This window comes from Microbacterium sp. CBA3102, assembly GCF_007954505.1.
GTDB lineage: Bacteria > Actinomycetota > Actinomycetes > Actinomycetales > Microbacteriaceae > Microbacterium > Microbacterium aurugineum.
On record NZ_CP042412.1, the window covers coordinates 19,271 to 42,520 of the forward strand.

General features: G+C 68.6%; 18 protein-coding genes, 1 tRNA gene and 1 pseudogene. 7 read left to right on the plus strand and 13 right to left on the minus strand.

Annotated elements, in window-relative coordinates:
* The first annotated feature begins 263 nt into the window (after window positions 1–263).
* The gene (gene acs / locus FGL91_RS00140; protein WP_131491406.1) at window positions 264–2,231 is read left to right on the plus strand and encodes an acetate--CoA ligase; all 1,968 of its coding nucleotides are present in this window, start codon (window positions 264–266) and stop codon (window positions 2,229–2,231) included.
* 79 nt (window positions 2,232–2,310) lie between these two features.
* Here acs and FGL91_RS00145 read toward each other — a convergent pair whose 3' ends face one another.
* Together FGL91_RS00145 and FGL91_RS00150 are read right to left on the minus strand one after the other, a co-directional pair.
* The gene (locus tag FGL91_RS00145) at window positions 2,311–2,769 is read right to left on the minus strand and encodes a RidA family protein (RefSeq protein ID WP_134351985.1); all 459 of its coding nucleotides are present in this window, start codon (window positions 2,767–2,769) and stop codon (window positions 2,311–2,313) included.
* Entirely contained in the window at window positions 2,766–2,990 is a 225-nt protein-coding gene (locus tag FGL91_RS00150; RefSeq protein ID WP_047521785.1) for a hypothetical protein, read from the minus strand. The genes FGL91_RS00145 and FGL91_RS00150 overlap by 4 nt, the downstream gene beginning before the upstream one ends.
* Window positions 2,991–3,079: 89 nt before the next feature.
* On the opposite strand from FGL91_RS00150, the gene FGL91_RS00155 reads away from it, so the two are divergent.
* The 6 genes and pseudogenes from FGL91_RS00155 (at window position 3,080) to FGL91_RS00180 (ending at window position 8,896) form a co-directional block, all read left to right on the plus strand.
* Window positions 3,080–5,641 (plus strand): transglycosylase domain-containing protein, encoded by a 2,562-nt coding sequence (locus FGL91_RS00155; protein ID WP_227991768.1) that lies wholly within the window; start codon window positions 3,080–3,082, stop codon window positions 5,639–5,641.
* Window positions 5,632–6,573: a metallophosphoesterase gene (locus FGL91_RS00160; protein ID WP_153242720.1), complete on the plus strand. Its 942-nt coding sequence runs from the start codon at window positions 5,632–5,634 to the stop codon at window positions 6,571–6,573. Before FGL91_RS00155 ends, FGL91_RS00160 begins: the two co-directional genes overlap by 10 nt.
* A 56-nt stretch (window positions 6,574–6,629) precedes the next feature.
* Window positions 6,630–6,706, plus strand: a tRNA-Pro gene (locus FGL91_RS00165).
* A gap of 66 nt (window positions 6,707–6,772) precedes the next feature.
* Window positions 6,773–7,249, plus strand: a complete 477-nt coding sequence (locus FGL91_RS00170) for a VanZ family protein (protein WP_153242721.1) — start codon at window positions 6,773–6,775, stop codon at window positions 7,247–7,249.
* Window positions 7,246–8,000: pseudogene (locus FGL91_RS00175) on the plus strand (HAD-IIB family hydrolase). The gene FGL91_RS00170 and the pseudogene FGL91_RS00175 overlap by 4 nt, the downstream one beginning before the upstream one ends.
* 53 nt (window positions 8,001–8,053) lie before the next feature.
* Window positions 8,054–8,896, plus strand: a complete 843-nt coding sequence (locus FGL91_RS00180) for a DUF1295 domain-containing protein (protein WP_153242723.1) — start codon at window positions 8,054–8,056, stop codon at window positions 8,894–8,896.
* Window positions 8,897–8,927: 31 nt separating this feature from the next.
* Here the strand turns inward: FGL91_RS00180 and FGL91_RS00185 are convergent, their stop codons facing one another.
* From FGL91_RS00185 to FGL91_RS00235, 11 genes are all read right to left on the minus strand, one after another.
* The gene (locus FGL91_RS00185) at window positions 8,928–10,193 is read right to left on the minus strand and encodes an alpha-hydroxy acid oxidase (protein WP_153242725.1); all 1,266 of its coding nucleotides are present in this window, start codon (window positions 10,191–10,193) and stop codon (window positions 8,928–8,930) included.
* 10 nt (window positions 10,194–10,203) lie between these two features.
* On the minus strand, window positions 10,204–10,926 hold the full coding sequence (locus FGL91_RS00190) for a FadR/GntR family transcriptional regulator (protein WP_153242726.1): 723 nt from the start codon (window positions 10,924–10,926) through the stop codon (window positions 10,204–10,206).
* A gap of 210 nt (window positions 10,927–11,136) precedes the next feature.
* Complete coding sequence (locus FGL91_RS00195) at window positions 11,137–11,790, minus strand: thymidine kinase (protein WP_047521800.1); 654 nt, start codon at window positions 11,788–11,790, stop codon at window positions 11,137–11,139.
* A gap of 9 nt (window positions 11,791–11,799) precedes the next feature.
* The gene (locus FGL91_RS00200) at window positions 11,800–13,272 is read right to left on the minus strand and encodes a malate:quinone oxidoreductase (protein ID WP_153242728.1); all 1,473 of its coding nucleotides are present in this window, start codon (window positions 13,270–13,272) and stop codon (window positions 11,800–11,802) included.
* Window positions 13,273–13,335: 63 nt separating this feature from the next.
* Complete coding sequence (locus FGL91_RS00205) at window positions 13,336–14,406, minus strand: aspartate-semialdehyde dehydrogenase (protein ID WP_047521803.1); 1,071 nt, start codon at window positions 14,404–14,406, stop codon at window positions 13,336–13,338.
* 180 nt (window positions 14,407–14,586) lie between these two features.
* Window positions 14,587–15,867, minus strand: a complete 1,281-nt coding sequence (locus tag FGL91_RS00210; protein WP_047521813.1) for an aspartate kinase — start codon at window positions 15,865–15,867, stop codon at window positions 14,587–14,589.
* 113 nt (window positions 15,868–15,980) lie between these two features.
* Entirely contained in the window at window positions 15,981–16,898 is a 918-nt protein-coding gene (locus FGL91_RS00215; protein WP_131491395.1) for a DMT family transporter, read from the minus strand.
* Complete coding sequence (recR, locus tag FGL91_RS00220) at window positions 16,895–17,488, minus strand: recombination mediator RecR (protein WP_047521806.1); 594 nt, start codon at window positions 17,486–17,488, stop codon at window positions 16,895–16,897. Before recR ends, FGL91_RS00215 begins: the two co-directional genes overlap by 4 nt.
* Window positions 17,488–19,746, minus strand: coding sequence for a DNA polymerase III subunit gamma and tau (locus FGL91_RS00225; protein WP_153242729.1), 2,259 nt, complete (start codon window positions 19,744–19,746; stop codon window positions 17,488–17,490). The genes recR and FGL91_RS00225 overlap by 1 nt, the downstream gene beginning before the upstream one ends.
* 180 nt (window positions 19,747–19,926) lie before the next feature.
* On the minus strand, window positions 19,927–22,434 hold the full coding sequence (locus FGL91_RS00230) for a glycoside hydrolase family 65 protein (RefSeq protein ID WP_047522175.1): 2,508 nt from the start codon (window positions 22,432–22,434) through the stop codon (window positions 19,927–19,929).
* Window positions 22,431–23,189, minus strand: a complete 759-nt coding sequence (locus FGL91_RS00235) for an HAD-IA family hydrolase (protein WP_153242731.1) — start codon at window positions 23,187–23,189, stop codon at window positions 22,431–22,433. Before FGL91_RS00235 ends, FGL91_RS00230 begins: the two co-directional genes overlap by 4 nt.
* Window positions 23,190–23,250 lie beyond the last annotated feature (61 nt).

The window sequence follows — 23,250 nt, forward strand, 5'->3', positions numbered from 1 at the left end:
CAAACGAAATGGGCGGCACCTCACGGGGGGAATGAGATGCCGCCCACGGTGGGCCACGATCGGGGGAATCGGGCGCACCAAGGCCGGAATGAGATCTCGGCTGTCGTCGAGTGTACGCAAGGCAACCGTCCTCACAAAACCGAAACCACTACCGACTTTCGGCAGTATTCGAGGGGAGTCCGCGGGGATAGATTCACCCTGACCTGGTCGTCCACCCCACGACCATGCTCGAACGACCGAATGCCGCAAAGGAGCGCCTGCCGATGAGCAGCCAGATCGACCACCTTCTCGATGAGACCCGGCGATTCCCGCCGTCGGAGGAATTCATCGCCCAGACCATCTCCTCGCCAGAGCTGTACGAGCGCGCCGCGGCTGATCGCGAGGCCTTCTGGGGAGAGCAGTCCCGCGAACTCGTGCACTGGCACAAGCCGTTCACGCAGGTGCTCGATTGGACGAATCCGCCGTTCGCGAAGTGGTTCGACGACGGCGAGCTGAATGTGGCGTACAACTGCCTCGACCGTCACGTCGAGGCCGGCAACGGCGACCGCGTCGCGCTGCACTGGGAAGGAGAGCCCGGCGACTCCCGCCGCATCACCTACGCCGAGCTGACCGACGAGGTCAAGCGTGTCGCCAACGTGCTCGAAGGGTTGGGAGTGGGGCAGGGCGACCGCGTCGCGATCTACCTGCCCATGATCCCCGAGGCGATCGCCTCGATGCTCGCGGTCGCGCGTCTCGGCGCCATCCACTCGGTCGTCTTCGGCGGATTCAGCGCCGACAGCCTGCGCTCACGCATCGACGACGCCGGAGCGAAGCTGGTGATCACGGCAGACGGCGGATACCGCAAGGGCCGTGTCTCGGCGCTCAAGCCCGCGGTCGACCAGGCACTGGCCGATCGGGGCGACGGTGAGCAGCAGACCGTCGAGCACGTGCTGGTCGTCAAGCGCGGCGAGAACGACGTCGACTGGGTCGAGGGCCGCGACGTCTGGTGGCACGACGTCGTCCCCGCAGCGTCGTCCGAGCACACCGCATCGGCGTTCCCGGCGGAGAACCCCCTCTTCATCCTGTACACCTCGGGGACCACCGGGAAGCCGAAGGGCATCCTGCACACCTCCGGCGGCTACCTCACCCAGGCGGCGTACTCGCACAAATACGTGTTCGACCTGCACCCCGAGACCGATGTCTTCTGGTGCACGGCTGACATCGGCTGGATCACCGGGCACAGCTACGTGGCCTACGGCCCGCTCGCGAACGGTGCGACCCAGGTGCTCTACGAAGGCACGCCGGACACCCCGCACCCCGGCCGCTGGTGGGAGATCATCGAGAAGTACAAGGTCTCCATCTTCTACACCGCGCCGACCGCGATCCGCTCCTTCATGAAGATCGGCCGCAGCGTCCCGCAGAAGTTCGACCTGTCGTCGCTGCGCCTGCTCGGCTCGGTCGGCGAACCCATCAACCCCGAGGCGTGGATGTGGTACCGCGACGTCATCGGCGCAGGCAAGACCCCGATCGTCGACACCTGGTGGCAGACCGAGACCGGAGCGATCATGGTCTCCGCCCTCCCCGGCGTCACCGAGACCAAGCCCGGGTCCGCCCAGGTGCCGCTGCCCGGGATCTCGATCGATGTGGTCGACGAGAGCGGTGTCGAAGTCGGCAACGGCAACGGCGGCCTGCTCGTCATCACGGAGCCCTGGCCGAGCATGCTGCGCGGAATCTGGGGCGACCCGGAGCGCTACCGCGAAACCTACTGGGAGAAGTTCGAGGACCAGGGCTACTACTTCGCCGGAGACGGGGCCCGCCTCGACGAGGACGGCGACCTGTGGCTGCTGGGGCGCGTCGACGACGTCATGAACGTGTCGGGCCACCGCCTGTCCACCGCCGAGATCGAATCGTCGCTGGTGGCGCACGAAGCCACCGCCGAGGCCGCCGTGGTCGGGGCATCGGATGAGACCACCGGGCAGGCCGTCGTGGCGTTCGTCATCATCAAGGAGAGCTACCTCGCGGCGCATGAGCCCGCCGGACTCGCCCAGCTGCTGCGGCTGTGGGTCGGCGAGCAGATCGGCGCCATCGCGCGTCCGCGTGACGTCTACATCGTCGGCGAACTCCCCAAGACGCGATCCGGCAAGATCATGCGCCGTCTGCTGCGCGATGTGGCCGAAGGCCGCGAGGTCGGTGACACGACGACCCTCGCCGACACCGCAGTGATGAGCATCATCTCGGCCCAGGTGAAGTAAGCCCCTGAAAGATCGAAAACGCGCCTCCCGGGCTTCCGGGAGGCGCGTTTTCGATCCCGCACGCGGGCGGGGCGGCGGGTCAAGCGAGGCGGAAGGCCACCTCGACCTCGACCGGACTGCCGAGGGGAAGCTCCGCGACGCCCACGGCTGCGCGGGCGTGGCGTCCGGCATCCCCGAAGATCTCGCCAAGCACATCGCTGGCACCGTTGATGACCCCGGGCTGCCCGGTGAAGCCTTCGGCGGAGGCGACGAATCCGCCCACGCGCAGCACACCGGCGATGCGGTCGAGTCCACCCGCGGCATCCGCTGCCGCGGCGAGAGCGTTCAGCGCACAGGTCCGTGCGTAGGTCTTCGCATCCTCGGCGGAGACCTCCGCACCGACCTTGCCCACGGCGGGGAGCGCGCCTTCGATGAACGGCAGCTGGCCCGACGTGTACACGAGCCCGCCGTGCACGACCGCGGGCACGTAGGCGGCCACCGGTGCGGCGACCGCGGGCAGCTCGATGCCGAGCTCGGCCAGGCGGGAAGCGACGGTCATGCCTGCTCCCCCTCGAACTGGCGGGCGGCCTGTTCTGCCGCAGCGAGGCCGGCGTTGGCAGAAGCCTCGGCCGTGACAGGGCGCTTGAGGTAGGCGACGAGCCCACCCTCGGGGCCCTGCACGACCTGGACGAGCTCCCAGCCCTGCTTGCCCCAGTTGTTGAGGATCGCGGCGGTGTTGTGGATGAGCAGCGGCGTGGTGAGGTACTCCCACGTGGTCATGGCACTCCTGTCGATCGGGGCGCGACGCCGTGATTCCGCGTCGGGCTCGTCAAAGGCGGTATTCAGGGAACTCCCCTACGATCAAGCGTATGCCCCAAAAGAATCGCACGGTGAGAGGCGTGCTCGGCGGACTCGTCGGGCTCGTCGGGCTGAGTGCCGTCGCCGGACTCCTGGTCGCAGCGAGCGTCACGCCCGTCCTCACGATGACCGGCCTCGCCGGCACCCAGGCCCTCACACTCTTCGACCAGCTCCCCGAGAACCTCAACCCGGGTACGCCGATGGAGCAGTCCACGATCTACGCCACGACGCCCGACGGCAAGAACGTCGCCCTCGCGTCGTTCTACGAGCAGAATCGTGTGCCCGTGACCTACGAGCAGGTCTCCCCAGTGCTCTACGACGCGATCCTGTCCAGTGAGGACAAGAGCTTCTACAGCCACGGCGGCGTCAACGTCGGCGCGACGGTGAAGGCGCTGATCGACAACGTCCGCGGCACCTCCAGCCGCGGTGCATCGACCATCAGCCAGCAGTACGTGAAGAACGTGCTGATCCAGGAGTGCGAGCAGAAGGTCGACACGACCTCGGAGACGCACAACGAGGATCTGCAGCAGTGCTGGAAGGACGCGACGAACGCGACGGGCGCCGACGGCATCGAGCGCAAGCTCCAGGAGATGCGCTACGCGATCCAGATCGAGAAGGAGTTCTCGAAGAACGATATCCTCCTCGGCTACCTGAACATCGCGAACTTCGGCGGAACGGTCTACGGCATCGAGGCCGCGGCCAACTACTACTTCAACACGACCTCGGCGAAGCTCACGGTCGCGCAGGCGGCGACGCTGGCGGGCATCGTGCAGAACCCCAACACGTACCGCATCGACAAGCCCGAGGGCACCATCACGAATTCGAAGGGTGAGGCGCTCAACACCGCCGAGAGCGGCTACGCCCTCACGAAGGATCGGCGTCACTACGTGCTCGGCCGCATGCTCGCGGACGGCAAGATCACCCAAGCGCAGTACGACGAGGCCGACGCCTCCGAGATCACTCCCTCGCTCAACCCGCCCACGCAGGGTTGTGCCTCCGCGGGCGCCAACGCCTACTTCTGCCAGTACGTGAAGTCGATCGTGCTGAACGACGAGGCATTCGGCAAGGAGCCGCAGGACCGGGCCGACCTGCTCCGTCGCGGGGGCCTCAAGATCTACACCTCGCTGGACTACCGCATCCAGGACCCCGCCGCGCAGGCGATGAAGGACATCGTGCCGGCCAACTACGACAACGACTACTTCGGTGCTGCCGGAGTATCGATCGAGGTGGGCACGGGACGCATCCTGTCGATCACGCAGAACACGCAGTTCGATGAGACCACGACGGACGACCTGGCGAAGAGCTCGCTGGTCTTCGCCGGAGACACGACGCACGGCAACTCGGGCGGGTTCCAGGTCGGATCGGTCTACAAGCTCTTCACCCTGATCGACTGGCTCGAGAAGGGCCACTCCGTCAACGAGGTCCTCAACGGCCGGGTGCAGACGAACCTGAAGATCCCCGTGTGCGAGAGCCCACAGACCACCAACACCAAGGAGATCGGCAACTTCGGCGGCGGCGGCGGCTACACCGCGAGCGTCATGGACTTCACCCGACAGTCCCTGAACAGCGGCTACTTCGCGATGGCCTCGAAGCTGGACATCTGCGAGATCAACCAGGTCGCCGACCGCATGGGCGTCACCCTCGCGAGCGGCAAGAAGGTCACGGACGAGAACGTGCCGTACGACGTGCTCGGCCCGAAGAACATCTCCCCGATCGCCATGGCCAACGCCTACGCCACGGTCGCCAGCGGCGGCAAGTACTGCACACCGCGTGCGATCGACCGCGTGGTCGGCCCCGACGGCAAGGACCGCGAGCTCCCGAAGTCGTCCTGCACCGACGGCGTCATCTCGAAGGAGGTCGCGGCGACCGCCGCCTACGCGCTTCAGGGTGTGATGTCCGGCGGCGGCACCGGTGCCCGCGCCAACCCGTTCGACGGAACCCCGCTCATCGGCAAGACCGGAACCCACGACCGTTGGTCGACCATGATGATCGAGTCCAGCACCAAGGTCACGACCGCGGTGTGGGCCGGGCGCTGGAAGGGCCAGTCCGACATCTACCAGAAGCGAGCCGGTGACCACCTGCTCAACAACATGCGGTACCCGCTGGCGAAGGCAGCGCAGGCTGCGGCCAACGGCGCCTACGGCGGAGACGCTTTCCCCCGCCCCGACAACAACCTGACCCGTCGGGTGCTCACCGAGGTGCCGAACGTCGTCGGGATGACGATGGACGAAGCGCGGTCGACGCTGGAGAGCCGGGGCTTCTCGGTCGCCGACGGGCCGGCTGTCGATAGCGACCAGCCGACGAACATCGTCGTCGCCCAGGATCCCTCCGGGCAGGCTGCAGGAGGCACGACCGTGACGATCTCCCCCAGCAATGGGCAGGGGACCACGGTTCCGGGGAACCTGGCCGGGATGTCCCGTGCGGACGCGGCGGCCGCGCTGGGTGCCGCCGGCTTCACGTCGATCGACTTCGACAACTCGTGCAACCCGCCGAACGCTGTCGTGAGCTCCACGGATCCGGCACCCGGCACCGCCACGAGCAAGTCCACCGCCGTGCGAGTGACGTGCGAGTAGCCTCGCGGCGCACGGCCCACCCGGCCCTCATCGCGCTCGGCGCGGTGGGGGTCGTCGGTGCTGCTGCCGCCGTCTGGGGCATCGGCATCGAGCGCTACCTGTTCACGGTGCGCGAGGTCACCGCCCCCGCCCTCCCCGCCGGTTCAGCTCCGATCCGCATCCTGCACCTCTCGGATGCGCACATGGCGCCGTGGCAGCATCGGAAGCAGGATTGGCTGGCATCGCTCGCGGAGTTGAAGCCCGATCTGATCGTCAACACCGGCGACAACCTCGGCCACCTCGACGGCCTCGCCGGCATCCGCCGGGCGTTCGATCCGCACGCCGGTATCCCCGGCGTCTTCGTGCACGGGTCGAACGACGTCACCGCTCCCTCCCCGCGCAACCCGCTGCGCTACTTCCTCGGTCCTTCGAAGAAGCATCATGAGCCGACGCCGCTGGACACTGCGGCGATGGACCGGTACTTCACCGACGAGCTGGGGTGGACCGACCTCAACAACTCCGCAGCGCGCCTCACGGTCGCCGGCACGGTGGTCGACGCCTTCGGCGTGAATGACGCGCACCGGGACTGGGACCGCCTCGATGTGCTCCCCGACGCGATCGGTGCCCTCGGTCCGCGCGACGCATCGACACCGTTGCTGGGCGTCACCCACGCCCCCTACCAGCGCGTGCTCAACGGATTCACCGACCTCGGCGCGGATGCGATCCTCGGCGGCCACACACACGGCGGTCAGGTCTGCCTGCCCGGATACGGTGCGCTCGTTGCGAACTGCGATATCCCGCTCAAACAGGCCAAGGGCCTCAGCACCTGGTCGCACGGCGGGCGCACGGTCCCGCTCAACGTCAGCGCGGGGTGCGGTCACTCGATCTACGCCCCGGTCCGCTTCGCGTGCCGCCCCGAGGCGACGCTGCTCACCCTCACGGCCCGGAACTGATCCCGGTCTCGATTCGGCGCACGGAGCATTTCCCTGTAGACTCGGAGGGTTGCAAACGGGGTGTGGCGCAGCTTGGTAGCGCGCTTCGTTCGGGACGAAGAGGTCGCAGGTTCAAATCCTGTCACCCCGACCAGTGACACCGGAAGGCCGCCCTCAGGGGCGGCCTTCTCTGTATCGGCTTCGCGCACGAAGGGAACGCATGGGGTCTCTGCTCCCGCCGCCGCGCCGGTTCACCCGCGCCTGGGCTCTCGCCCTCGGCATCCCGTTCCTCCTCGTCCTCGCGGCGCTCACGCTGACGCCCTCACGCGTCGAACACACGATGCCCAATCTGCTCGACGTGATCCTCGGCATGGCCCATCGCCTCGGCTGGGCGTCGCTCGACTTCACCCGCCTCGAGATCCTGGCGAACATCCTCGTCTTCATCCCGGTCGGCATCCTCGCCTTCGTGCTGCTCCCCCGCCGTGTCTGGCCTCTCGCACTGCTCGTCGGACCGGCGCTCTCCCTGGCGATCGAGACAGTTCAGCACCTCGCACTCCCCCATCGTGCAGCGACCCTCACCGATGTCCTGGCGAACTCCACGGGCGCCGTGTTCGGCGTGGCCCTCGCCGTCATGTGCACACTGCTGTTCGCCCCGCGCGCCTCCCCGCGCCCATCTTCTAGGCTGGAGACACCATGACCACGCCTGTCCTCGTCGCCTTCGATCTCGACGACACGCTCGCGCCGTCCAAGGGAGTGATCGACCCGCGCATCGCCGAACAGCTGCGGGCCCTGCTGCGCACCGTGGACGTCGCGATCATCTCGGGCGGCAACGAGGCGCAGTTCCGCTCGCAGGTCGTCGCCCGCCTCGGTGACGCGGACCCTGCTGCGCTCGCACGACTCCATCTGCTGCCCACCTGCGGCACGCGGTATCTGCGCCACGACGGGGCGGACTTCGTGCCCGTCTACGCGCACGACCTCAGCGAAGAGGAGAAGCAGGCGGCCCTGACCGCTCTGCGCGAAGAGGCCGAGCGTCTCGGGCTCTGGGAAGCGGACCCCTGGGCGAGATCCTCGAGGACCGCGGATCTCAGATCACCTTCTCCGCGCTGGGCCAGCGCGCCCCGCGCGAAGCCAAGCACGACTGGGATCCGACCGGGGCGAAGCGCGCGGCTCTGCGGGATGCGGTCGCCGCCCGCCTCCCCGGCCTCGAGGTGCGCTCCGGCGGGTCAACGTCGATCGACATCACCCGCGCCGGCATCGACAAGGCGTTCGGGATGACGCAGCTCGCCGCTCACACCGGGATCCCTCTCACGGACATGCTGTTCTACGGCGACCGGCTCGACGAGGGCGGGAACGACTACCCGGTGCTCGCCATCGGCGTGCCGTCGGTCGCCGTCGACGGCTGGGAAGACACCGCCGACAAGCTCGACGAGCTCCTGCGCTCGCTCTGAGCCGCCGCGGTGTCGCACGGCGCGACGTCACCGCGTGGCCCTAGCATGGCGACATGGACGCCTTGCTGATCGTGATCATCGTCGCCGCGGCCACCAGCGCGGCCTGCTGGATCCTGTCCCTGGCCACCCGCGACACCTCGTGGGTCGACCGTGCCTGGTCGATCGTGCCCGTGGCCTACGTGTGGATCTTCGTCGCCGGTGCCTTCGCAGAGGGCGACGGATCGGCGCGCGTCGTGCTGATGGGGGTGCTCGTGACCGCCTGGGGAGCCCGCCTGACCTTCAACTTCGCGCGCAAGGGCGGCTACACGGGCATGGAGGACTACCGCTGGGCGATTCTTCGCGCACGCATGCGGCCCTGGCAGTTCCAGATCTTCAACCTGCTGTTCATCATCGGCTATCAGATGACACTGCTCGTCCTCATCACCTTGCCGGCCCTCGTCGCCGCGCAGAACCCCTCGGCGCTCACGGGGTGGGACGCGCTCTTCATCGCGGCGTTCCTCGCCTTCCTGGTCGGCGAGACCATCGCCGACCAGCAGCAGTGGGCCTTCCATCAGCGCAAGAAGCGGGCGGGCGGCTCCCTCTCCCCCGGCTTCGCGACCACCGGGCTGTTCCGCTACAGCCGACACCCGAACTTCTTCTTCGAGCAGGCACAGTGGTGGGCCCTCTACGCGATCGGTGCGACGGCCGCCACTGCGGCGGGCGCGGGTGTGCTCGGTGGCGTCCTGAATCCGACGATCATCGGCCCTGCCCTGCTGACGGTGCTCTTCATCGGCTCGACGGTCTTCACCGAGTCGATCACCGCGTCGAAGTATCCGGCCTACGCCGAGTATCGCCGGACGACGTCGATGCTGGTGCCGTGGCCGCCGCGCCGCAGGGCCGTCGCCCCGCAGGCCTGAGCCTGTCCGGGGGTCGCCCCGCCACTCCCGCTCAGCGCGTGCGCGTGCGCGCGTCCGCAGCCGCCCTCGCCACGGGCACCAGGCGCGTGAGCTGAGTGACGTGTCCCGGTTCGAGCTCCGCAAGTGAGGAGACCCCCAGCAGACGCATCGTGCGCTCGATCTCACTGCGCAGGATCGCGATCGTCCGGTCGACCCCCTGGCGCCCGCCGGCCATCAAGCCGTAGAGGTACGCGCGCCCGATCAGGGTGAAGTCCGCCCCGAGCGCCACGGCGGCGACGATGTCGGCACCGTTCATGATGCCGGTGTCGATCATGACCGTGAAGTCGTCGCCGACGGCCCGTCGCACCTCGGGCAGGAGATGGAACGGAATCGGCGCGCGATCGAGCTGTCGTCCGCCGTGGTTCGAGAGCACGATGCCGTCGACTCCCGCATCACGCAGGCGCACCGAGTCCTCGACGTTCTGCACGCCCTTGATCACGATCTTCCCTGGCCAGATGTCACGGATCACGTCGAGATCGTCGTAGCTGATCGTCGGGTCCATCGCGGCGTCCAGCAGCTCACCGACCGTTCCGCCCGTGGTGCTCAAGGAGGCGAACTCCAGCTTCGGAGTCGTCAGGAAGTCGAACCACCACCACGGCCGCGGGATCGCGTTGATGATCGTGCCGAGCGTGAGCTGCGGCGGGATGCTGAAGCCGTTCCGCTTGTCCCGCAGACGGGCACCCGCGACCGGGGTGTCCACTGTGAACTGGAGGGTGTCGAAGCCGGACGCGGCGGCGCGGCGGGTGAGCTCGTACGAGATCTCCCGGTCGCGCATGACGTAGAGCTGGAACCAGTTGCGCCCATGCGGGTTGGCGGCCGTGACGCCCTCGATCGACGTGGTGCCGAGGGTGGACAGCGTGAACGGGATGCCCGCAGCGCCGGCGGCTCCGGCACCGGCGACCTCGCCCTCGGTCTGCATCAACCGGGTGAAGCCCGTGGGCGCGATCCCGAAGGGCAGCGCGGAGGGGCCGCCGAGGATCTCGACGCTCGTGTCGACGTCGGGAGCGGGCCGCAGGATGCCCGGGTGGAACTCCACGTCCTGGAACGCCTGCCGGGCGCGCGAGAGCGAGAGTTCGCCCTCGGCGGCGCCATCGGTGTAGTCGAAAGCCGCCTTGGGCGTGCGGCGCTTGGCGATCAGACGAAGATCGTCGATCGTGAGCGCGGCATCGAGACGGCGCTTGCGGCCGTCGAACTCCGGCTTCTTGAACTTCATGAGGTCGAGGAGTTCGACGGGATTCGGGAGCTGGCGCTGCACCATGGTGTGCCTCTCAGTTCAGGGGATGGAGGTCGCGGGTCAGCCCCGCGGACGTGTAGTAGCCGGTGATGTGCGAATGGACGAGAGCGCGAGCGGCATCGCCATCGCCCTCGTCGATCGCGGCGACCAGGGCCCGGTGTTCGGTGCGCAGCCGCTCCGCCATCGCGTCCCAGTCGGGGATCGCGGCGACGCCCGCCTGCACGTAGGACTCGATGGATGAACGCAGGCCCGCCATCATCGCGGCGATGACCGTGTTGCCGCTGGCTTCAGCGAGGGAGAGATGCAATTCGGCGTCGAGGGCGAGGAACTCCGCGGCAGCAAGGCCTGTCGCGTCCATCGCCTCGAGCAGCTGGTGCGCGCGTGTCGTGTCGCGATCTGCGGATGCGGCGAGCGCCGTCACCACCGCGTCTTCGAGCACCAGGCGCGTGCGCACCACGTCGTCCAACGGGAAGCCCTGCGCGGCGACCTGCAGCCGGAGGAGCGCGGACATCCCTCCGGTCGGGGTCGCGATGACGATGGCGCCGGACTGCGGACCCGAACCTGTCGCGGTGCGGATGAGACCCATCACCTCGAGCACACGGAACGCCTCACGGACGCTGGAGCGCCCGACACCGAGCTCGCTCGCGAGGTCACGCTCCGAAGGGAGCCTGTCCCCCGGGCCCAGACGAGCGTCGAGGAGGTCGCGCTCGATGTGTTCGAGTACGAGCTGCCAGGCGCGCGCCGGCTGTTCACTCATCGATCCTCCTGTGGTCTGACCACAGCGTATCCTCCTGTGGTCAGACCACGCAACACAGGCAGCCTCGGGTTCGTTCAGGTTCACAACTCCGCAAAGAATTCACGGAACACCCTGCGGAGCGGCGTCACCGCAGGATCCGGTCGAGGATCTGCGGAGTCGTGAACGCGACGAGGCGGCGAAACCACCGCGGGAGCAGGCCCGGGAGGGGGCTCAGCCCAGGCGCCCACCCGATTCGTCGAGGTAGCACGTCCCGCACAGCGACTCGTAGGTCGTCAGCTCGGGGGAAGCCGTTCCGACCGCGCCCTCGTCGATCGCGACCTGATCGCCGTCGAAGACGAAGCGCCCGCCGACCACCCGGCCGTTGAACACGGCCTTCCGCCCGCACCGGCAGATGGTCTTGAGCTCCTCGAGCGAGTGCGCGATCGCGAGCAGCCGCGCGGATCCGGGGAAAGCGTGCGTGAGGAAGTCGTTCCGGATGCCGTATGCCATCACCGGCACCCCGTCCTCCACAGCGATCCGGAAGAGATCGTCGACCTGCGACGGAGTGAGGAACTGTGCCTCGTCGACGAGGAGGCATGCCACATCCACGGGCCCGCCGGGGAGCAGTTCTTCATCCGTGGAACGACGGAGGCGGTCACGATGCTGGGTGAACAGCTCGCGGGCGTCGTCGGCCTGCCCGACGAGGAAGTCGACCTGACGGGTGACGCCGAGCCGACTCTCGATCTCGGCCGCACCCTTGGTGTCGATCTCCGGCTTCGCGAGCAGCACGTGCTGTCCGCGCTCCTCGTAGTTGTACGCGGCTTGGAGCAGGGCGGTCGACTTGCCGGAGTTCATCGCGCCGTAGCGGAAGTAGAGCTTCGCCACGGGTCGAGCTCAGGCGTTGATGCCGAGGGTGGCGGCGGTCGCCTCCGTGGATTCCTCCGCGAGCGCCGCATCCGTGTTCAGCTTCTGGCCGAACGTGGGGATCAGGGCGCGAAGCTCGGGCTCCCAGCCGGGGTACTCCGACGGGAAGCAGGTCTTCAACAGACCCAGCATGATCGGGACCGCCGTGGACGCGCCGGGCGAGGCACCGAGGAGCCCGGCGATCGAGCCATCCGCAGACGAGACCACTTCCGTGCCGAACTGCAGGATGCCCCCCTTCTGCGGGTCCTTCTTCATGACCTGCGCACGCTGACCGGCGTCGATGAGGGTCCAGTCCTCATCCTTCGCCGTCGGCATGAAGGTCCGCAGACTGTCGACCTTCTTGGCGTGGTTCTTCAGCAGCTCGCCCACCAGGTAGGTGATGAGGTCGGGGTTCTTCACCGCCACCTGCAGCATCGGGAGCAGGTTGTGCGCCCGCACCTGCGACACGATGTCGAGCATCGATCCGTTCTTCAGGAACTTCGGGCTGAACGTCGCGAACGGCCCGAACATGAGCGAGGACTCCCCATCGACGACGCGGGTGTCGAGGTGCGGGACCGACATCGGCGGCGCACCGACCGAGGCCTGCGAATACACCTTCGCCTTGTGCTGCGCCACGATCTTCGGGTTCGTGGTCTTGAGGAACTGTCCGCCGATCGGGAAGACACCGTATCCCTTGATCTCGGGGATCCCGGAGTTCTGCAGGAGCTTGAGGGCCCAGCCACCGGCGCCGACGAACACGAAGCGCGCCTTGACCTCGTTCGGCGTGTGGCCGATGCTGTTGCGGTACTTGACCAGCCAGGTCCCGTCCTTCTGCTTCTTCAGGCTGCGCACCTCATGGTTGGTGCGCAGCGTGACGCCCGACTCGGTGAGATGGTCGAAGAGCTGGTGGGTGAGCGCGCCGAAGTCGACGTCGGTTCCTGCGGGAACGCGGGTCGCGGCGAACGGCTCGCCCTTGCGGCGCTGCTGCATCAGCAGAGGCGCCCAGGTGTTGATGACGCGCGAGTCCTCGCTGTACTCGATGCCCGCGAACAGCGGCTGCTCCTTGAGCACCTCGTAGCGTGCCTTCAGGTAGGCGACATCCTTCTCACCGCGGACGAACGTCATGTGCGGAGTCGCGTTGATGAACGTCGACGGCGCATCGAGCACACCACGGTCCACGAGCGACGACCAGAACTGGCGACTCTGCTGGAACTGCTCGTTGATCGACACCGCCTTGGCGGGGTCCAGCGGGGCATCCCCCTGCTGCGGCATGTAGTTCAGCTCACACAGGGCGGCGTGACCCGTGCCGGCGTTGTTCCACGGGTTCGAGCTCTCCTGGGCCACATCGGAGAGTCGCTCGAAGGCGACGATCTTCCACTCCGGCTGCAATTCGTGCAGCAGAGTACCCAGGGTGGCGCTCATGATGCCACCGCCGATCAGGACGACATCGACGTTTTCAGTCACCGAACCAGTCTAGTTCGCGGGCACGCCACCGCGGACCATGCGACGGTGTCCGCGGCGAAGAGATCAGCGCACGACGGCGAGACGCTCCGCGAGGACCTCGGCGATCTGCACCGCATTCAGTGCGGCTCCCTTGCGGAGGTTGTCGTTGCTGAGGAACAGCACGAGCCCCTTGCCCTCCGGCGCGGACTGATCGGCCCGGATGCGACCGACGAAGCTGGGGTCCTTGCCGGCAGCCTGCAGCGGCGTGGGGACCTCGTCGAGGACCACGCCGGGAGCCGCGCTCAAGACCTCGCGCGCACGCTCGGGCGAGATGGCACGGGCGAACTCGACGTTGATCGAGAGGGAGTGACCGGTGAAGACCGGGACACGCACGCAGGTGCCCGCGACCCGGAGATCGGGGAGTTCGAGGATCTTGCGGCTCTCGTTGCGGAGCTTCTTCTCCTCGTCCGTCTCGTTGTCCCCGTCTTCGACCAGATTGCCGGCGAACGGGATCACGTCGAAGGCGATCGGAGCGATGTACTTCTCGGGCTCCGGGAAATCGACGGACGAGCCGTCGTGCACGAGGCGGAGGGTGTCGCCCTGCGCGAGCACTCCCTCGACCTGGCCGAGGAGCTCCTGGGCGCCGGCGAGTCCGGAGCCGGAGACCGCCTGGTAGGTGGACACGATGAGCCGCTCGAGGCCGGCCTCGGCGTCGAGGGCCTTCAGCACCGGCATGGCCGCCATGGTGGTGCAGTTCGGGTTCGCGATGATGCCCTTGGGGCGATCGTCGATCGCGTGCGGGTTGACCTCGCTGACCACGAGGGGAACCTCGGGGTCCATCCGCCAGGCGCTGGAGTTGTCGACGACCACAGCGCCGGCGGCGGCGAAACGCGGCGCATAGGCACGGCTCGCGGTGGCTCCTGCCGAGAACAGGGCGATGTCGATGCCCGAGGCATCCGCCGTCTCGACGTCTTCGACGATGACGGTCGCGCCGCCGAACTCGATGGCCGTGCCCGCGGAGCGTGCGGATGAGAACAGCCGCAGGTCGCGGATCGGGAACGACCGCTCGGCGAGAATCTCGCGCATCACGGTGCCCACCTGGCCGGTGGCGCCGACGATGGCGACGGAGAGTCCTGATTCGGAGATGCGGGTCATGATGTTCCTTGGCGTCGTGCGGTACTGCGTACGAGGCTTCGGGCGCGGCGTCGGGATGTGGATGCTGCGCCTGGCGCCGGTGTCAGGGTTTCGGTGAGTCTACCGTGCCGCGACGGACCGTCGGCTCTGCGCTCCGCGACCACTCACCTGTGTCAGGAAAACGGCGACGATCGGCAGAGATCAGCGGCCGGTGCCGGCGTGGACCGTGGCTTCGGCGTCGCCGTCGAGTCCATAGGCGGTGTGCACCGTCCGCGCTGCCTCGGTCAGGTCGGTGTCGCGCAGCACCACCGAGATGCGGATCTCCGAGGTGGAGATCATCTCGATGTTGATGCCGCCGGCCGACAGCGCCTCGAAGAGGGTCGCCGAGACCCCCGAGTGCGTGCGCATTCCCGCGCCGACGACCGAGAGCTTGCCGATCTGATCGTCGTGGATCAGGTTCTGGAACCCGACTTCGGTCTGATCGCCGGCGAGCGCCTTGAGCGCAGCCGCCGCATCCGCCTTGGGAACCGTGAAGGAGATGTCGGTGCGTCCGGTCGCAGAGACGTTCTGCACGATCATGTCGACGTTCGCGCCCGACTTCGCGACGATCTTGAAGATCTCCGCGGCCTTGCCCGGCACGTCGGGCACGCCCGCGACCGTGATCTTGGCCTGGCTGAAGTCGGTGGCGACACCGGCGACGATCGGTTCTTCCATGACTGCTCCCTCGGCTTCGCGCGGGTTCTTCATGCCCTCGCCCAGAACGTATGTGCCCTCGGCCGACGAGAAGGTCGACCGAGCATGAATGAGGACGCCGTGACGGCGTGCGTACTCGACGGCGCGGATGTACAGCACCTTGGCGCCGTTGGCGGCCAGCTCGAGCATCTCCTCGCTGGAGACGTGATCGAGCTTCTGCGCCTTCGGGATGACGCGCGGGTCCGCGGTGAAGATGCCGTCCACGTCACTGTAGATCTCGCACACGTCGGCGTCGAGCGCGGCGGCGAGAGCGACGGCCGTGGTGTCGGAGCCTCCACGGCCGAGCGTCGTGATGTCCCTGGTGTCGCGGTTGAAGCCCTGGAACCCGGCGACGATCACGATCGCCCCCTCATCGAGGGCTTCGCGCAGACGAATCGGCGTCACGTCGACGATGCGTGCGGCACCGTGCTGGGAGTCCGTGATCATGCCCGCCTGGCTTCCGGTGAACGACCGCGCCTCGAATCCCATCGAGTGGATCGCCATGGCCAACAGTGCCATCGAGATGCGTTCTCCGCTGGAGAGCAGCATGTCGAGCTCACGCGGTGCGGGGATCGGGGCGACCTCGTCCGCGAGCTCCAACAGCTCATCGGTCGTGTCGCCCATGGCGCTGACCGCCACGACCACGTCATGCCCGGCACGACGCGTGTCGACGATGCGCTTGGCGACGCGCTTGATGCTCTCTGCGTCGGCGACGGACGAGCCGCCGTACTTCTGCACGATGAGGGCCACGATCACTCCCTGGGATGTCGGGCGGATCCGCCCACGCTCATTCTATGATCGGCGCGTATGCCCTGCTGCGCATGTGTCATCGCTTCCGACGGCGAGGAACGGTGCCTCGGCGATCAGAGCGTCGGTGGGAGCGCCTGCGCAGACACCGGGCGCAGGCGACCGCCCGTGGCGGCGAACCAGCACCCGATGATGATCAGCGGGAACCCGAGGAGCAGACCCGGCGTCAACGGTTCTGCGAGGACGATCGCCCCGAGGACGATCGCGACCACCGGGTTGACGTACGTGAACAGCGGAGCACGTACCGGCCCCACCTCGCGGATGAGCGCGAAGAACGCGAGGAACGCCACCGCCGTGCAGATCACGGCCAGCGCGAGCAGCGCCCCGATCGACGGCAGCGTGGGCACCTGATGCTGCGTGAGCAGGCCGATCGGGAGGTAGAAGATCCCGATCATGAGCAGCGACAGCGTGATGGTGCCCAGAGACGGGACGGCGTTGAGCTTGCGAGCGACGATGAAGGGAGCCGTCGCGTACAGCACGGCCACCAGGAGCACCTCCCCCGCAGCGAGAAGGCTCACTTCGCCCCCGAAGAGTCCCGGGCCTGCGACCACGACGGCGACACCGAGGAATCCGACGAGCAGGCCGATCGCGCGGGCGGGCCGGAGCACCCCGCGGTCGCCCCCGCCGAGGGCGATCAGAGCGGCGAACAACGGCACCGTTGCCACCAGCAGCCCGGTCATCCCGGAGGTCAGCGTCATCTCGGCATGGCCCAGCAGGAGGAAGGGACCGGCCATCTCGACCGCGCCGAAGGCGAGGACCCAGGGCCAGTGCTTCAGAGCGGCCCGCAGCGCGCCACTCCGGATCGCGAACGGCAGCAGCAGCACCGCGGCGATCAGCGTGCGTCCGGCCACGATCGCCGGCGGGGAGATCGACTCGACCGCGACACTGATGAACAGGTACGGCACGCCCCACAGCAGGGCCATGGCCCCGAAGAGCAGCCAGCCGCGACGCGAGAAACCCGCGCTGGGCGTCACAGGACGCGCCGGCCCTCGAACGCGCGCCCGAGCGTGACCTCGTCGGCGTATTCCAGGTCGCCGCCGACGGGCAGGCCGGAGGCGAGACGGGACACGGTGATCTGCATGGTGGTCAGCAGTCGGCTCAGGTAGCTCGCCGTCGCCTCCCCCTCGAGGTTCGGGTTGGTGGCGAGGATCACCTCCTGCACCGTGCCATCGGCGAGACGCGTCATGAGCTGCGCGATACGGAGGTCGTCGGGACCGATGCCGGCGATGGGGCTGATGGCCCCGCCGAGGACGTGATAGAGCCCGCGGAACTCCCTGGTGCGCTCGATCGCGGCGACATCCTTCGCGTCTTCGACCACGCAGATCAGCGCCTGGCTGCGACGCGGATCACGGCAGATCCCGCATCGCTCCTGCTCGGCCACGTTGCCGCAGATCTCACAGAACCGCACGCGGAGTCGGATCTCGCTCAACAGCTCGGCGAGACGCGCGACGTCGAACGTCGGCGTCTGGAGGATGTGGAACGCGATCCGCTGTGCGGACTTCGGGCCGATGCCGGGGAGCCGACCGAACTCGTCGATCAGCTCCTGAACGATGCCGTCATACATCAGGAGAACCTCGTCGGGGGCTCGTAGGGCTCTTCACGCAGGAACGTCGCGCCGAGCACCTGGCGGATCACGGCCTCACCGTAGCGCTGCACTCCCCCGGCAGTGGGAGCGCGCTCGATGACGACCGGAGGGGCTGTCGCCGTGCGCTGCGCCGGTGCCGACCGTTCGGGCGGAGCCTGACGCGCCACCGGCGGTTCGTACGACGGGTCGTAGGGCGGCTCATCGTCATATGCCGGGGCCTCGTCATCACCGGGAAGCGGCGGTGCGTCGCGATCGACAGCACCATCGGACGGCGGCAGGGGTGCGGATGCCGCCGCTTCGACCTCTTCGGGCTCGTCGTCGACCGGAAGCGGAGCGGCGGCTGCGGGCGGCACGCTCGGCTGCTCCACGGCGGACGGGATCGGCGCGACGGCCCACTCCGTCACGGTGGAGGCCGACGCGCTGCGGACCTGCGGACGGGAGGAACCCGCTGACGCAGGCTCCGATGCGGGAGCAGGATCGGCGGGTGCCGACGGGCCGGACGCCGCGGACTGCCGCGGAGCTCCACCGGTGGGCATCGGTGCGGGCAGGTACTTGACCCGCACGCCCAGCTCGCTCTCGATCGCCGACCGCAGATGGTCCGAGGGTCCGGAGCCCGGAGTGGTGCCCTTGAACTTCGCGACATCATGCTGGCTCGTGAAGCCGAGCGTCAGGACCTCGGTGTCGGTGGCGTAGGCGAGCGGTTGCACCGCGGTCGCCAGCAACCATGACGTGCGGCTGATGCTCTCGAGCCGGGTCAGCACGGCGGGCCACGAGGCGGTGATGCGTTCGAGGGTGACGGGACCCTGCGCGACGGCGGGCTCCGGTGCGGCTGCCGCCTCGGGTGCGGGTGCGGGTGCGGGGCTCGGCGCTTCGTTCTCGGTGCGCGCGGCGGCCGGCTCCTCGGCGGGGGCGGTCTGCGCAGCAGCGGGGGCAACGGGGGCAGCGGCCGGCGTCGCCACTGGGGCAGCAGCCGGGGAGCCCGTGGCGGGCTCGGAGGTCGAGACGGCTGCAGGTGTCGAGACAGCCGCGGGAGTCGAGACAGCCGCGGGAGTCGAGCGGGCCGGTGCGGCCGCACGCTCGGGCGCGGCCGCGGGTGTCGGATCCGACGTCGACGCCTCCGACGCAGCGGCGAGCACGCGAGCCACCATGAGTTCGAGGTGAAGGCGCGGAGAGGTCGCACCCGACATGTCGTCGAGGGCGGCGCTGACCACATCGGCCGTGCGCGAGAGCCGCGCCGACCCGAAGGTGGCCGCCTGGGCACGCATGCGCTCCAGATCGTCTTCGGCGATGCCGCGGAGGACCGCCGAGGCACCGGCTCCGACCGCCGCGATGACGATGAGGTCTCGCAGGCGTTCGAGCAGGTCGTCGACGAAGCGGCGCGGATCCTGCCCCGTCTGCACCACACGGTCGATCGCCGGGAAGGCGGCGGCCGCGTCTCCTGCGGCGAGCGCGTCGACGATCTCGTCGAGGAGGGCGGCATGTGTATAGCCGAGCAGCGACACGGCACGCGCGTAGCCCACCGTCACCGTCTCGGAGTCGGCCGGGGCGTCGGATCCGGCGATCAGCTGGTCGAGCAGCGACAGCGTGTCTCGAGGCGAGCCACCACCGGCGCGGACCACGAGCGGGAGGACGCCCTGTTCGACGATCACGCCCTCTTCGGCGCACAGCTTGGCCACGTATTCGAGCATGGCTGCGGGCGGCACGAGCCGGAACGGGTAGTGATGCGTGCGGGAGCGGATCGTGCCGAGGACCTTCTCGGGCTCGGTGGTCGCGAAGATGAACTTGACGTGCTCCGGCGGTTCTTCGACGAGCTTGAGCAGCGCGTTGAAGCCCTGCGGCGTCACCATGTGCGCCTCGTCGAGGATGAAGATCTTGTACCGGTCGCGGCTGGGGGCGAACGTCGCCCGTTCACGCAGGTCTCGTGCGTCGTCGACACCGTTGTGGCTCGCCGCGTCGATCTCGACGACGTCGAGGGATCCTCCGCCGGCACGCGACAGCTCGACGCAGCTCGGGCACACGCCGCAGGGAACGTCGGTCGGCCCCTCAGCGCAGTTCAGGCAGCGCGCGAGGATGCGGGCAGAGGTCGTCTTGCCACAGCCGCGAGGACCGGAGAACAGGTACGCATGGCCGACTCGATCGCCGCGCAGAGCCGTCATCAGCGGATCGGTCACCTGGGACTGCCCGATCATCTCGCCGAAGGTCTCGGGTCGGTAGCGGCGGTAGAGGGCTGTGGTCACCTCAACAGCCTACGGCGTGCCACCGACCTTCGCTTCGGGAGACCGGCATCCCGGCATGATCCGTCCACACACGCCGCCGAGACCCCCGCTGAGCGTCCGCGCCCCCGCGCTTCGGCGTACGCCAGCGGGGGCGCCGACGACCAGCGGGGGTCTCGGCACAAGAGAGAGGAGGAGGGAGGGTCAGTCGATCGGTTCGATCACCGGGACCGCGGTCGTGATCACCGGAACGGATGCCGACATGCGCGTGCCGTCCTCGCGTCGTGCATCGGCGAACTGCCGCAGGGTCGGACGCCCCGGGAGCATCGGCCCCTGATCAGCGAGGGGCACGACGGCCGCGTCCTCCACGGTGGCGAAGTAGGCGGTGTCGCGCACGCTGAACGGCACCGGCGGACCACTGCGCACCTCCACGCGGAGCTCGTCCCTGGTCACGGTCACCTGCATCGTGGACCCCTGCCACTGCAGCGGGAACGAGAGGGAGGGCCAGTCCACCGGAAGTCGCGGATCGAAGCTGAGGTCGCCCGCGTAGTCGCGCATGCCGCCGAAGCCGCACACCAGCGCGGTCCACACCCCACCGGCGGAGGCCACGTGCACACCATCCGCGGCGTTGTGGTGCAGGTCATGCAGGTCGACGAACAGCGACTGCTCGAAGTACTTCCTGGCGAGGTCCTGGTAGCCCACCTCGGCGGCCATGATCGACTGCACGACCGCCGACAGGGTGGAGTCGCCCGTGGTCAGCGGGTCGTAGTAGTCGAAGTCGGCCTTCTTCTCCTCGGGCGTGAAGTGGTTGCCCTGCAGGAACAGCGCGAGCACGACGTCCGCCTGCTTGAGCACCTGGAACCGGTAGATCACCAGGGGGTGGAAGTGCAGCAGCAGCGGCCGCTGCTCGGAGGGGGTGTTGGCGAGATCCCAGACCTCGCGCTCGAGGAAGAGCGAGTCCTGCGGATGGATGCCGAGCCCCTCGCTGTACGGGATGAACATCGCCGACGCCGCCCGCTCCCACGCCTCGGCCTCACCGGGACCGAGCCCCGTGCGGTCGACGAGCTTGACGTAATCCTCCGGGTGGCTCTCCTTGATCTCGCGCACCACCTTGGCCGCATAGCGGAGGTTGTAGCGCGCCATCACGTTCGTGTACAGGTTGTCGTTGACGACCGTCGTGTATTCGTCCGGGCCGGTCACGCCGTGGATGTGGAAGGTCTCGATGCCGTCTCCGGTGTCCACCTCGTCCACCAGACGCGAGGCGCGCCAGAACCCGAGGGTCGCCCACAGCCGCGCGGTCTCGATCGCGATGTCGGCGCCCTCGCGCCGCAGGAACTCCTCGTCCCCCGTGGCCCGCACGTACTTACCCAGCGCGAAGCTGATGTCGGCGTTGATGTGGTACTGCGCGGTGCCGGCGGCGTAGTAGGCGGAGGCTTCCTCGCCGTTGATGGTGCGCCAGGGGAAGAGCGCTCCCGCCTCGTTGAGCTGTGCCGCGCGACGACGCGCAGCCGGGAGCATGCCCGCGCGGGCGCGCAACGCGTTGTACGCCCACCGCGGCGTCGTGTAGGTCAGGAACGGGAGCACGTAGATCTCCGTGTCCCAGAAGTAGTGACCGCTGTACCCCGACCCGGAGACGCCCTTGGCGGGGACCCCGGCGCCGTCGGCGCGCGCCGATGCCTGCGCGAGTTGGAACAGGCACCAGCGAGTGGCCTGCTGCAGGTCGTCGCGCCCGCCGATCTGCACGTCGCTGCGCTCCCAGAACGCGTCGAGCCACTCCCGCTGACGCCGGAACACCGTCTCGACGCCCTCATCCGCCGCACGGTCGAGCGAACGACGGCAGCGGTCGACGAGTTCCCGCGGCGGCACCCCGCGTGAGGTGTGGTAGCTGACGAGCTTCGTGACCGTGATCGGGACGCCGGCCTTGGCCTGCACGCGGAACACGTTCTTCGCGATGTCGGGCTCGACGAGCGTGCGTGCGTTGTACTCGTTCTCGGTCTCGACGATGTGGTCGGCGACCACGGCGACGGTCATCCCGGAGTCTGCGACCCGGTACGACAGCGCCGAACGCAGTCCGTCCTGCCAGTGCTCGGCCGGCTCCAGCACGCGGTCGGCGATCTTCTCGGCCTTGCGCGGGTCGAAAGCGGCCGCCTTCGTGCCGATCGGCGTCCCGGCGTACACACCGGCTCCGTCCTGGCGGTTCAGCAACTGGCAGCTGATCGTGACCGGGGCATCGGCGTTCTCGACGACGACCTCGAGCCGGAGGACGGCGAGGTGGCGCTCCTCGAAACTCACGATGCGCTCGTCACGCATGCGCACGCGCTTGCCCGACGGGGTCTCCCACACCACCAGGCGCTCCAGGACACCGGTGCGCATGTCGAGGGTGCGCCGGTACTCGCGCACGTCGGCGTCGTCGAGCGAGATCGGCTCGTCGTCGACGTACACACGCATGACCTTCGCGTCGGGGGCGTTGACGATCGTCTGCCCGACTTCCGCGAATCCATAGGCCTGCTCGGCGTGCCGGATCGTCCAGGTCTCGTGCAGTCCGTTGATGAAGGTCCCGTGCTCCTGGGCACCCCGACCTTCGATGTGGTTGCCGCGGAGGCCGAGGTAGCCGTTGCCCACGGAGAACAGCGTCTCGCTGACGCCTTCCTCTGAGTAGTGCGTGTCGATCAGACGCCACGCGTCGACGGGGAAGCGGTCGCGGTCGATCATGCGGTCTCCGGGATGTCGGTGCGGGTGGCGGGGACGAAGACGGCGAGGTCGTCGACGACGATCGTGGCGCCGGCGGCTCGCAGGGCGTCGGCACCGGCCCCGCGATCGACGCCGACCACGGTGCGGTAGCCGGCTGCGGAGGCGGAGGCGGCACCGGAGGTGGCATCCTCGACGGCGACGGAGCGGCTCGGGTCGACCCCGAGGGCCGCGGCGCCGGCGGCGAACATGTCGGCGGCCGGCTTGGAGGCGAGACCATCGCGCTCCGCGACGACGCCGTCGACCACGATCCGGAAGAGGGAGCGGATGCCGGCGGCGGCCAGCACCTCCTCGGCGTTCTTCGAGCTCGACACGACGCCGAGCAGGATCCCGGCGGCACGCAGGCTCTCGACGAGCGCGAGCGACCCCGGGTACGCAACGATGCCCTGCGCGCGCAGAGACGCTGCGAAGGCGGCGTTCTTGCGGTTGCCGATGCCGCAGATCGTCTCGGCGGAGGGGTCGTCGTCGACGTGTCCCCAGGGGACTTCGACGTTGCGGCTGCGCAGCAGACTCGCGACGCCGTCGTAGCGCTTCTTGCCGTCGACGTAGTCGTAGTAATCGGCATCCGTGTACGGCGGGGTGATGCTCCACCGGGCGAACACATCGTCGAACACGGCCTGCCAGGCGCGCATGTGGACCTCGGCGGTCGGGGTGAGGACGCCGTCGAGGTCGAAGAGCACGCCGTCGGCGTGGAACAGGTCGGGCAGTGCGTCTGGCACAGAGCCTCCAGGAGAAGGGCGATCAGGGGGCCGGCACCTCTCCGTGCCACCGCTCAAGCGT

Bases quoted from the DNA above. Each gene is read 5' to 3' on its own strand.
- FGL91_RS00150 (WP_047521785.1), bottom strand. From the start codon at position 2,990: ATGACCACGTGGGAGTACCTCACCACGCCGCTGCTCATCCACAACACC.
- FGL91_RS00205 (WP_047521803.1), bottom strand. From the start codon at position 14,406: ATGACCCGCATCTCCGAATCAGGACTCTCCGTCGCCATCGTCGGCGCC.
- FGL91_RS00145 (WP_134351985.1), bottom strand. From the start codon at position 2,769: ATGACCGTCGCTTCCCGCCTGGCCGAGCTCGGCATCGAGCTGCCCGCG.
- acs (WP_131491406.1), top strand. From the start codon at position 264: ATGAGCAGCCAGATCGACCACCTTCTCGATGAGACCCGGCGATTCCCG.
- FGL91_RS00190 (WP_153242726.1), bottom strand. From the start codon at position 10,926: ATGAGTGAACAGCCGGCGCGCGCCTGGCAGCTCGTACTCGAACACATC.
- FGL91_RS00230 (WP_047522175.1), bottom strand. From the start codon at position 22,434: ATGATCGACCGCGACCGCTTCCCCGTCGACGCGTGGCGTCTGATCGAC.
- FGL91_RS00185 (WP_153242725.1), bottom strand. From the start codon at position 10,193: ATGGTGCAGCGCCAGCTCCCGAATCCCGTCGAACTCCTCGACCTCATG.
- FGL91_RS00180 (WP_153242723.1), top strand. From the start codon at position 8,054: ATGGACGCCTTGCTGATCGTGATCATCGTCGCCGCGGCCACCAGCGCG.
- FGL91_RS00155 (WP_227991768.1), top strand. From the start codon at position 3,080: ATGCCCCAAAAGAATCGCACGGTGAGAGGCGTGCTCGGCGGACTCGTC.
- recR (WP_047521806.1), bottom strand. From the start codon at position 17,488: ATGTATGACGGCATCGTTCAGGAGCTGATCGACGAGTTCGGTCGGCTC.
- FGL91_RS00170 (WP_153242721.1), top strand. From the start codon at position 6,773: ATGGGGTCTCTGCTCCCGCCGCCGCGCCGGTTCACCCGCGCCTGGGCT.